General features: G+C 65.8%; 12 protein-coding genes. All 12 read left to right on the top strand.

The annotated features are described in order from the left end of the window. Positions 1–124 precede the first annotated feature (124 nt). Complete coding sequence (locus tag V7116_RS18020; protein WP_324393353.1) at positions 125–334, top strand: hypothetical protein; 210 nt, start codon at positions 125–127, stop codon at positions 332–334. Further along, entirely contained in the window at positions 331–930 is a 600-nt protein-coding gene (locus tag V7116_RS18015) for a Mom family adenine methylcarbamoylation protein (RefSeq protein ID WP_324393352.1), read from the top strand. Before V7116_RS18020 ends, V7116_RS18015 begins: the two co-directional genes overlap by 4 nt. Before the next feature lie 2 nt (positions 931–932). After that, positions 933–1,193: a LexA family protein gene (locus V7116_RS18010; protein WP_324393351.1), complete on the top strand. Its 261-nt coding sequence runs from the start codon at positions 933–935 to the stop codon at positions 1,191–1,193. A gap of 432 nt (positions 1,194–1,625) precedes the next feature. Beyond that, positions 1,626–1,859 (top strand): hypothetical protein, encoded by a 234-nt coding sequence (locus V7116_RS18005; RefSeq protein WP_324393350.1) that lies wholly within the window; start codon positions 1,626–1,628, stop codon positions 1,857–1,859. Positions 1,860–1,968: 109 nt separating this feature from the next. Next, positions 1,969–2,466, top strand: a complete 498-nt coding sequence (locus V7116_RS18000) for a hypothetical protein (RefSeq protein WP_324393349.1) — start codon at positions 1,969–1,971, stop codon at positions 2,464–2,466. Beyond that, positions 2,450–3,979: a terminase TerL endonuclease subunit gene (locus V7116_RS17995; protein ID WP_324393348.1), complete on the top strand. Its 1,530-nt coding sequence runs from the start codon at positions 2,450–2,452 to the stop codon at positions 3,977–3,979. Before V7116_RS18000 ends, V7116_RS17995 begins: the two co-directional genes overlap by 17 nt. After that, on the top strand, positions 3,969–5,768 hold the full coding sequence (locus tag V7116_RS17990; RefSeq protein ID WP_324393347.1) for a hypothetical protein: 1,800 nt from the start codon (positions 3,969–3,971) through the stop codon (positions 5,766–5,768). The genes V7116_RS17995 and V7116_RS17990 overlap by 11 nt, the downstream gene beginning before the upstream one ends. Then, positions 5,761–6,048 carry a hypothetical protein gene (locus V7116_RS17985; protein ID WP_324393346.1) on the top strand — a complete coding sequence of 96 codons (288 nt, stop codon included), beginning with the start codon at positions 5,761–5,763 and terminating at the stop codon, positions 6,046–6,048. The genes V7116_RS17990 and V7116_RS17985 overlap by 8 nt, the downstream gene beginning before the upstream one ends. A 2-nt stretch (positions 6,049–6,050) precedes the next feature. Beyond that, on the top strand, positions 6,051–6,755 hold the full coding sequence (locus tag V7116_RS17980) for a hypothetical protein (protein ID WP_324393345.1): 705 nt from the start codon (positions 6,051–6,053) through the stop codon (positions 6,753–6,755). Between the two features lie 12 nt (positions 6,756–6,767). Further along, on the top strand, positions 6,768–8,087 hold the full coding sequence (locus tag V7116_RS17975; protein WP_324393344.1) for a hypothetical protein: 1,320 nt from the start codon (positions 6,768–6,770) through the stop codon (positions 8,085–8,087). 78 nt (positions 8,088–8,165) lie between these two features. Beyond that, positions 8,166–8,942: a hypothetical protein gene (locus V7116_RS17970; protein WP_324393343.1), complete on the top strand. Its 777-nt coding sequence runs from the start codon at positions 8,166–8,168 to the stop codon at positions 8,940–8,942. Between the two features lie 65 nt (positions 8,943–9,007). Next, on the top strand, positions 9,008–10,145 hold a 1,138-nt coding region (locus V7116_RS17965; RefSeq protein WP_324393342.1), incomplete at its 3' end, for a phage major capsid protein.

The following is a 10,145-nucleotide window of genomic DNA, read 5'->3' as shown; positions in this document are numbered from 1 at the left end:
GGCTGGTGCACGCCGGGGCACATCTACATGCCGACCGATCGTTACTTTTTACCGTATGGCAACGCGGCGCTGGTGCGCCTGGCGGCGCGGCTGCGGCCCGTCGCGACGGCGGAGGGAGTGGGGGATGTCGCTGCTTGAGCGGTGGATTTACGATCAGGTGACCGCGAGCTGGCGCCGTACGCGCCAGCCGGTCCGCACGCGGGTGCTGGCCGACCTGGCGGGCAAGCACGACCGGACGGTCCGGCACGTGCTGGTGCGCATGGAGGCGCGCGGCTTGGTCGAACGGCGCGGCCAGCGGGGTGGCTGGCTGCCTGCGCGGGGGAGTGGGGCGTGAACATCACGATCGATCGCGATGATTCTTTTGAACTGCGGCAGCACGTGGAAGACTATCACTACCTGCATCGCTGGCCCGATCCGCGCTCGCTGCCGTTCGGCTACGTGCTGACGGTGGACGGCCAACGGTGTCAGGAAGACGGTCGCTTGTCCGGTCTGGTCGTGTTCAAGAAGCCCCAGCATCACCGGCAGGCCGGATTGTTCGGATACCCCGATCTGCCGACTTCGTGGCAGGTGCTTGACCTCGCACGGGTGTGGGTTCACCCAGACTTACAGCAGCCTGGGCTGAACGTCTTCAGTCGGATGGTCGGTCGAGCGATTCGGCGGGTGCAGTGGGACTGGCTCGATCATCACCCGCCGGTGTTCCCCGAACGGCCCTATCACATCACGCTGATCATATCCTACTGCGAGTTGGCCCATCACGACGGTACGGCCTATCGTGCCTCCGGGTTCGGGCGCTGGGGCATGACTGCGGACGGCAGCAAAGAGCTGTATATCCGCCAGCTTACACCGCCGCGCAAACGATGGCGCCCCTCCAGGCCGGTGCAGTGGCCACTCCTGAGCGGCATCCCTTTACAGCACGCGAGGATATCATGACTATGACCTGGGACACCCCACAGCGCACCCGGCGCGACGAGATCCTGGCCTTTATCTGCCTGCAATCCAAAGAGAACAATGGTGTGCCGCCCAGTGCGCGGGAAATCGCCCGCCACTTTGGGATGCACCTAAAGACGGTGCAGTCTCACCTTGAGAAACTGGCGAATGAATCGCGCATCAGTTGGATCGGGGGTGACGGCCAGCAGCGCCGCATCCGGGTCGAGCGGGCGAGCTGGGAAGAGCCGCCGGATGTGGAACTCTGAGCTATCCGTCAGGTGACGGACCCGTCATACGACGGATTACGAGCGCGGAACGCATGTGCTACACTGATTTTTGAACCCCCTACAAAGCCCGGGCCCTCGCCGGTGGCCAGCAGACCTACACTCCTTAGCGTGACTCTTGACGGCGAGGGCAGGCGGGGATTTAACAAGGCAACCCTTTTGAGGGGGGCGTCTGGCCCGGGCCGGATGCCCCCGTGCAGCACGATAATCGCGGGCGATAAGGCCCGATGCGATTAAGAGGGGGCAGTGGCTCCCGCTGGCCGGGGCTGGGCTTTCATGCCCGCCCTGGCCACTGACCCCACCGGCTGATCACCGGTGGTTTGCAATGGAGCGAGGTCGCTGTACCTCGCCGTGTCATCCAGGCGACAGCGCGCCGGTGCGTGCTGTCGTTTTCGTTTTTCTGAGGAGAGGGCAATGAACGTTGACAACGGTGATTTGATCGAGCTTTTCGGCGCTACGCCTCCGCCGGAAGGTTACATCCCGATTCCTCCGGAACTCAATCGCGCCGCCCGGCGAAAGCTGGCAGGTCATTCACAGGCAACCGTGTCGCTCACATCGGGCGGCAAACTCTCCAAGTGGGCCGCCAAGCAGCGCAAGGCGAAGCGCAAAGTGGCCAAGGACTCTCGCCGCAAGAATCGCGGAAAGTAAAAACGGTCCATGCTCATCATCATTCTGCTTTCTCTCTACATGGCGATTCAGCTCCCGCTCGGGCTGCTGATCAGCCACATGCTGGCGTCTGCCAGTGAGGAGGCACCGCATGGCTAAGCGCGAGTACGGCGAGCAGGACAAGGCCATCGCGCGCGAGATCGTGCGGCGGTTCGGTGGCGAGCTGACGAAAGAAGCGCTGGCTGCCATCCGGCAGGCGCTGGCCGCGCCGGACCTGAACAAGTCCACCGTCTACCGCTGGCTGGCTGCGAGCCAGTTGCAACCAGTTGCGACTGAGTTGCAACCCGAAAAAAAGGCGGTCGATCCCACTCTGGTAGACAAAGCCCTCGACGATTTCTTTGAGGCGACCGCGCGGGCGTACCTCATTCGTGCGAACGATCCGGATGCCATCAAGGACACCAAGGGTAAGGATGCCATCATGTCCGCCGCGATCGCCGTGGACAAGATGAGGCTGCTGCGCAACCTCCCCACCGAGATCGTCGGCACGCTCTCGGACTTGCTGCTCTTGTTGGAGCGGCGGGGTCTGGCGGCATCTGACGTGTTCAACGCCCTGCTGCAGGAGCTAAGCGCCCATGACGCTGACCGCTGAGGCCCTCGTGGATCGGACCCTGGCCCGACTGGGCCTCAAGCCCGCTGTGGTCGATCCGCACGTCACCCCGCCGCCGGACATTGTCGAGTGGGCGGAGGAATGCTTTTACATTCCGGAGACGCGCCGCCCGATTCGCTTCCAGCCGCACCAGAAGACCTTGCTGCGCTTGATGACGCAGCTGCAGCCCGATCCGGTGTGGGCGTGGCGTTTCGCGTGGACCACGCTGATGTGGTCCACCATCAAGAAGTCGGGCAAGACGGCCATCAGCGCTCTATACGCCCGCTGGGCGGCTGAGACCTGGGGACCGTTCCAAGAGATCTACAACCTGGGAAACAAGCTCCAGCAGGCCCAGGCTCGCGCCTTCAAGCGGGTGAAGATGAGCATCCTCTTGTCACCCCCGGCAGTACAGGATCGCTGGGAGATGACCGCCACGAAGCTGCTGCACAAGCCGTCCGGCTCTGAGATCACCGCGCTGCCGATCAATGACGCAGGCGAGGCCGGGAGCAATCAATCTCTGACCGTATGGACGGAGCTGTGGGGCTTCCAGTACGAAGAAGCCCTGCGCATGTGGGACGAGATGCAGCCAGTCCCGACGCGCCCGCTGTCTCAGCGCTTCGTCGATACGTACGCCGGGTACGAGGGCGAAAGCGAGCTGCTGTGGTCGCTGTGGCAACTGGCGCTCAACGAAGGTGTGCGGCTCGACGACGATCTGCCCGTCTACGGTGTGCCTGCCGCGGGCCTGATCGCCTACATCGACACGGGCGAGGCCGCCCGGCGCATGCCCTGGCAGCAGGGCGAGGCGGGGCGCACCTATTACGCGAACCAGAAGAAGATCGAGCGCCCGCACAACTACGACCGGCTGCACAACAACTTCTGGACGTCCAGCGTCAACGCGCTGATTCAGATGGCGGTCTGGGACCGGCTGATCTACGAGCGCGGGCGCGTCTCCGATGACGTTCCCGTCTGGCTCGCCGCCGACGCCGCGGTTTCCGGCGACAGCATGGCGCTGATGGCCGTGACCGTCATGGGCGAGGTGGTGATCGAGCTGGAGACCTGGATCTGGGAGCCGCCGAAGGGCGGCAAGCTCGATTACGACGAGACGCTGCTGCCCGCCGTTGAGGCGGCACTGCAGCGCTATCGCGTGATGGGCGTGGCCTATGACGAGTACCAGCTCCACAGCGACATGACGCGCCTGGCAAAGCGGCACCAGTCGATCCCATTCTTTGCCTTTCCGCAGGGTGCCGCGCGCGTGCTGGCCGATACGCACTTTGTGAAGCGGGTGCACGAGGGTCGATTCCGCCACACCGGCAACACGGCGTTGCGCCAGCACGTCCAGAACGCCGACGGGAAAGAGCAGCTCGGCGGCGAGGCGATTCGCATCGTCAAGCGCACCGAGCTGAAAAAGATCGACGCCGCGGTGACGGCCAGCATGGCCAGTGAATATGCCACCGAACTGTGGGAACACGCCGAGACGGTCTACGACGAAAGTGTGAGGGTCCGCATTGACTACTAACGACGTCACTCAGGAAACGAGCAGCCTGCAGCGCCTGATCAACGACGCGAGCCTGCTGGCGGACCTCGAAGCGGAAGTCACCGAGGCGCTGAGCAATACGCGCAACTTGCTGGCGATGAGCGAGCCCGGCTGGATTCCGCTGGGGCAGGGCAGCGACTGGCTGTTGGCGCAGATCGACCGCACTGGCACGAACCGCCAGGCGCGCTGGTATTACCACAACGACCCGATCGCCGAGCAAGGTGTGCGCCTGCACAACAGCTACACCTTCGGGCGCGGGGTGGCCTTCAAGGCCAAGGACGCGCGCATCCAGGCCTGGCTCGACGCGTTCTGGGGCGACATGCGCAACCGGCAGAGCATCAGCCGGGCGAAGGCACAGTGGCGGCTGAACACGGACCGGCAGCTCGACGGCGAGCTGTTCTTTGCGCTCTACGTCTCGACTTTGACTGGGCGGGTGACGGTCCGGACGATCGATCCGAACGAGATCAGCGACGTCATCACCGCCGACGATCCGGCGCTGCCGGTGGCGTTCAAGCGCACCTACACCCCGCGCCGGTTCGACGTCGAGTCGGGCAAGTACGTGCAAGAGCAGGAAAAGACGGAATACCTGCCCGACTGGCGCAACGCGGACCCCGATCCGGCCTTCAAGGCGTCCTGGTCCGAAAACACCGAGATCTACGTGATGCACGTGCTCACGAACCCGCTCGGCGGGCGTGGTATCTCGCACCTGGCGACCGGTCTGCCGTGGCTGAAGGCCACCAAGGGCTTCATGGAAGACCGGGCGACGTTGACCCTTGCCCTCGCCACCTTCGCCTTCAAACAGAAGGTCAAGGGCAACCGGGCCGCGCTGCAGCGCGTGATGCAGCAGTGGGGCACGTTCGAGATGGCCGAGCGCTACGGCATCGGCGGCGAAGGCACCGAGCGGCGCAAGGGCGCGGCGACGTTCGTCGAAAACGAATCGTCCACGCTGGAACAGCTCAAGACGGACAGCGGGTCCGGCAACGCCTACACCGACATGCGCATGTTCCGGCAGTACGCCGGGCTCGGCGTGGGGGGCATCTTCGAGCATTACCTCGGCGACCCGAGCACCGGCAACCTGGCCACCGCGACCGCGATGGAGCTGCCGATGCTCAAAATGTTCGAGTTCGAGCAGCAGTTCTGGGAAGACGTCTACGGCGACCTGTTCTGGTTCGCCATCCTTCAGGGGGTGCGGTACGGCGTACTGGAGGCGCTCGCCATCGTCGAGGATCCGGACGCGGCGGGCGGGTCGCCGATCTGGGCGCTCGTGCCTGCTGAGGGCGTCGATCTGGGCGTCGAGGTGACGCTGCCGCCGATCGTCCAGTCGGACGTCGCCGTCCAGGCTGCCGCGCTGGCCAGCATCGCCACGGCGGAAGTGACAAGCGGCACGCTGATGATCCCGGCAGAGCAGAAGATGCTTCGGGCATTGACGGTGATGGGCTATGACAACGCCGGGGAAATTGTGGCCACGGTCAAGGCCTCGGGCGGGTTTGCGCTGACCCCGCCGCCGACGGCGGACGCCCAGGCTGCCGGACAGGCTTTCGCCGAAGGCCTGATCGCCCGTCTGCGCGAAGCGGCCAGTGAGCCGCCCAAGGTCGGCAAGCCGCTGGACGGCAAAGAGGCGGAGAAGGTCGAGCCGATCAAGAAGTCCGAGGTGGACCAGGCCTTCGACGATTTCGCCAAGCTGCCGGAGCTGGACAAGCTCCTGAAGCAGCTCGGCGTGACGCTCGACGACGTGGACGAAGCGCTGCGGGAGGTACAGGTCGATGCGTAAATCCGCACGCTGTTATCTGCGCGGGACGTCCGCGCTCGGGCTGCTGAACACGGTCCTGGGCTGCCTGTTTAACCGGGTGCTGGTGCTGCACAAGCGAAAGGACGACGGGCGAATTGTCGGGGTCGCAATTGACCGCGCTGATTTATGGCCCGCTCACCAGGGCCGCATCCGGCGCGATGAGTTTCCGCTGCCGAAACCGTTCTGGCGCAGCAAGCACTTTCCGGACCGCCCACCGCTCCCCAAGGATCCGCCGCCGTCATCGTTTGATAAGGGTGACTGACGATGCCCGGACCGCTTGAGGACCCGACCGACATCCGGCGCTACAGCAACGCGCTGCGCCTGGTGAGCGAGCGGCGCATCGAGGCGTTGACGCAGCGCCTCACCGGCGGCGAGCTCTCGCTGGCGGACTGGCAGGACCAGATGAAGGCCGAGCTGCGCCGGGGCAATCTGGAGCAGTTCGTCGTCGGGCACGGCGGCACGCGCGAGGGCATCAAGCGCACCGACTACCTCCGGCTCGGGCCGGAGCTGAAGAAGCAGTACCGCTACCTCGACCGGTTCGCCGGTGAGATTGCCAAGCGGGCCGGAAACGGCCAGAGCATCGAGTTCGCCGTCGAGCGCGCGAAGTTGTACGCCCGCTCGACGCAGGCCTCGATGTGGCGCGCCGCGGTGCCGGTGAGTTTGCCGCAGGTGCCGCGTGACGGCACAACGCAGTGTCTGACTAACTGCCGGTGTCGCCTCGACTTCAAGTACGAGCGCGGGCGCGACGGTGAGGTGACCGCCGTGCTCGTCTACTGGAAGCTGAACCCGGCGGAGCACTGCGAGGACTGTCTGTACCTGTCCCGGTCGTGGAACCCGAAGCGGGTGCCCGTGGCCGTGGAGGAGAGCCTGTCGCCGCTGGAGCAGGCGGTCGCGCTGCTGTTGATGGAATCGGACACGCCGCCGGAGGCGCGGCGGCACTTACGTGAGATGTGGGGCCTGGAGGCCTGAGAGGACGGAGCAATGACGATCAAGCGCATGGCCGAAGCAGGCGGCAGCCTGGACGACTACATCAACCGGGTCCGCGACGCGTTCTGGAAAACGTTCCGCGTCGAGGATGCCCCCGCCCCGTCGCCGTGGGTGGCCGACGTCTTCGACGACCACGTCGTGGCCTCGGCCTTCGAGGCCAACGAGCGCCGCTACTACCGCGTGGACATGACCGTCACGGACGAGTCGATCACCTTCGCGGCACGGGCGGACTGGCAGCCGGTCAAGCTGGACTACGTGGCGGTGACCACAGATGCCGTGGCCGAGTCGCTGCGCCTCGACGTGCAGCTGCCGCTGATGGAAGTCACCACCGACGACGACGGCCTGATCGACGGTGTCGTGGTCGTCGAGGGTGAGAGCGCCAACAAAAACGAGTACACGCCCCCGGCGCTGCAGAGCGGCGTCGAGGTCTTCGAGGGGGCGAAGATCTTCGCGGATCATCCCTCGCGGCTGGAGGAGCGCGATCGTCCGGAGCGCAGCGTGCGTGACCTGGTCGGGCGCGTCACCAAGCCGTATCTCGGCACCAACAAGGCGGGTAAACCTGCCCTGCGCGCCAAGTTCAAGATCTCCGAGGCCGAGTCGCCGCTGAAGACCAAGATTCAGGAGGGCATCATCGACGGCCTGTCGCTCCGCGCCAGCGGGGTGGGTAAGCGCGACGCCAAGCGCGGCGTGTTTGTGGTCGAGGCCTTCCAGCGCAACCCGTTTACCAGCGTGGACCTGGTCACCGTCGCGGCGGCGGGGGGCGGGTTCGAACTGCTGGCCGAATCGGACCGGCGCGCGGTGACGCGCGAGGTCCTCACGCACGTGACCGGCGAGGACCTGGCGGAGGCTCGCCCCGATCTGATCCATGAAGTCCGCCAGCTACAGGAGAGTGACCCCGTGGACGGCAAGACCCTGCAGGAAGCGCAGGCGGAGAATACGCGCCTGCTCGAAGAGAACACGCGCCTGTTCCGTCAGGTGCGCACCCAGACCGCCAAGGACCTGATCGCCAAGCAGCTCGGCGAGGCCAAGGGGCTGCCCGAGGCAGCGCGTGCGCACATCGTCGAGTCGGTCAAGCCGCTGGTCGAGGCCTTCGCCACGCACGGTAGCCAGCAGACCGACGAGCAGTTCAGCGAGGCCGTGAAGGCGGTCGTCGAGGCCGAGAAGACCTACCTGTCCAAGCTCATGCCCAACGGCGCCGTGACCGGTTTGACCGCCCCTGGCGGGTCCGGAAACCCGGACGCGATCCTGACCGAGGCGCTGCGCGGCCTGGTGCCGGATGCCGGGCTGGCCGTGGCAGTCCGCGGACGCCGGTAACCCTGACGAGTTCAATCGACCGGGCGTGACCCGGCCAGTATCGCATCGAACGCGAACAGAGAAGGATAAGGACCAGCTATGGCAACCAACATCAAGTATTCCACCCGTGCCGCCGTTCGTCTCGAACTGACGGTCGGGGCCAGCAAGACGTCGGGGGCGGTTGAGTATCTCAACGACATGCCCGTTCTGCTGCTGGAAGATTCCGACAGCGCCAACAAGGCGACGGTCGAGCTGCTTGGCGTCGATACCGTGGTCGAGCTGCCCGTCACGGGGGCGGACAGCAGCGGCAACAGCGCGGTCGCGGTCGGGCAGAAGATCTTCAAGGATGGCGCCGCGTACAACAAGGACTCGCTCAACGGCGGGTGGATCGGCTACGCGCTGGGTGCGGTCAACAGCGCCGCGACGGCCACGATCCAGGTCGCCCTGGTGGGCGCCGTGGCCGAGACCGGCCTGCTGGGCGTGACGGCGACGGCGGATGAGATCAACACGCTCACTGGCGCCGTGGCTGGCGCGGACATCACGGTCGGGACGCAGGCGGGTGACGTGATCAACGTTGCCGTCCAGCTGTTGGACGCCGCTGGCGACGACCTGGCCACGCGCGGCAACGTGCGCTTTTACCTCTCCGACGACGCGAACGGCGACTCCGTCGCCGCGACGGCAGCGTCGGGCGGGATCGCCATCGGGACGGATGGCCTTGCGATCGAGGTGGTCGATAACAAGGCCGGGTGGCTCACCAGCGAAGCGGACGGCGACATCGACCTGAACATCACCGAGGCCGGGGCGGACACCTGGTACCTGGTGATCGTCCTGCCGACCGGCCTGCTGGTCGTCTCGGACGCAATCACGTTTAGCTAGCCGGATCGTTCGGCACACGACAGCCGGGTCCGGGAACGGGCCGTAATCACGAAGGAGATTCAGACATGGCACTCGACGATATCACCCTCAGCGTGATTGAGGGGATTCAGGAGACCGCCTCGACGGTCGAGGGTGGACAGGGAGCCGCGCAGCCGGTCATCGAAGCCCCGCTGTCCGTCGGCGGCGATCTGCCGCACAGTCCCGCGCTGGCCGAGATCGCCCACTACACGGGCGAACAGATCAGCGCCGACGTCATCTTCGCCAACGAAGGGCGAAACCTGTCGCGCAAGCCGCAGATGACCGCGGCCTACGCGCGCAAGCTGGCCGAGACGGCCCGCGTCTACCGTGACCTGCTCGAAGGGCGGCGGTCGATGCAGTGGCTCGCCGAAGCGATGATGAGCAGCGAGTTCTCGGCGCTGCTGGGCGACACGATGGATCGCGTGCTGCTGGCGCGCTACGCCACCTACGCCCCGACCTACCGCCAGTTCCTGCGCGGGCGCACCGTGCGCGACTTCCGCCAGGTGGCCAACATCCGCCTGAGCGGCGGCGGGCGCCTGAGCAAGGTCCGCGAGGGCACGAATTACCCCCAGGAAAGCCTGGAAGAAAGCTCGTACGAATACGGTGTCAGCAAGTACGGCCAGGTCTACGAGCTGACCTGGGAAAGCATCGTCAACGACGACCTGGACGCGTTCGCGCGCATCCCCGACATGATGACCGAGGACGCGATCCAGACCGAGATGTATCTCGCCTCCGCGCTGTACGTGGCCAACAGCACGCTTTATGCGACGAATCACTCGCACGAGGGTGCGACCTACAGCAACACCGGCACCGACGCGCTCTCGACGACGTCGCTGAAGGCCGCGGTCAACGCGATGGCGAAGTACCCCGGAGACAAGGACAAGCCGCTGCCCAACACGCCCGCGATCCTGGTCGTCCCGCCCGCGCTCTACATGGACGCGGTCGAGATCCTGGGCTCGCTGCAGGTGCAGTGGGCGGGGGGTGACGCCTCGGCCAGCGCGGTCGCCGTGGCCATGCCGACGCGCAACGCCCTGGCGGGTATGCTGCGCATCGTCGTCGATCCCTACATCCCGATCCTGGACGCCACCAACGGCCACACCAGCTGGTACCTGTTCGCCGAACCGGCGCGCGGTTTCGCCGCCGAGTACGCCTTCCTGCGCGGCTACGAAACCCCGCAGATGTTCC

Origin of the sequence: Aggregatilinea sp., from assembly GCF_036822615.1 — a bacterium.
Taxonomy (GTDB): domain Bacteria; phylum Chloroflexota; class Anaerolineae; order Aggregatilineales; family Aggregatilineaceae; genus Aggregatilinea.
The sequence above is the reverse complement of the archived record's forward strand: the minus strand, read 5'-3'. Positions and strand labels throughout refer to the sequence as shown.

What these genes read in the sequence shown, in the direction of transcription:
- V7116_RS18020 (WP_324393353.1), top strand. Translation starts at nt 125, where the DNA reads ATGTCGCTGCTTGAGCGGTGGATTTACGATCAGGTGACCGCGAGCTGG.
- V7116_RS18010 (WP_324393351.1), top strand. Translation starts at nt 933, where the DNA reads ATGACCTGGGACACCCCACAGCGCACCCGGCGCGACGAGATCCTGGCC.
- V7116_RS18005 (WP_324393350.1), top strand. Translation starts at nt 1,626, where the DNA reads ATGAACGTTGACAACGGTGATTTGATCGAGCTTTTCGGCGCTACGCCT.
- V7116_RS18000 (WP_324393349.1), top strand. Translation starts at nt 1,969, where the DNA reads ATGGCTAAGCGCGAGTACGGCGAGCAGGACAAGGCCATCGCGCGCGAG.
- V7116_RS17995 (WP_324393348.1), top strand. Translation starts at nt 2,450, where the DNA reads ATGACGCTGACCGCTGAGGCCCTCGTGGATCGGACCCTGGCCCGACTG.
- V7116_RS17985 (WP_324393346.1), top strand. Translation starts at nt 5,761, where the DNA reads ATGCGTAAATCCGCACGCTGTTATCTGCGCGGGACGTCCGCGCTCGGG.
- V7116_RS17980 (WP_324393345.1), top strand. Translation starts at nt 6,051, where the DNA reads ATGCCCGGACCGCTTGAGGACCCGACCGACATCCGGCGCTACAGCAAC.
- V7116_RS17975 (WP_324393344.1), top strand. Translation starts at nt 6,768, where the DNA reads ATGACGATCAAGCGCATGGCCGAAGCAGGCGGCAGCCTGGACGACTAC.
- V7116_RS17970 (WP_324393343.1), top strand. Translation starts at nt 8,166, where the DNA reads ATGGCAACCAACATCAAGTATTCCACCCGTGCCGCCGTTCGTCTCGAA.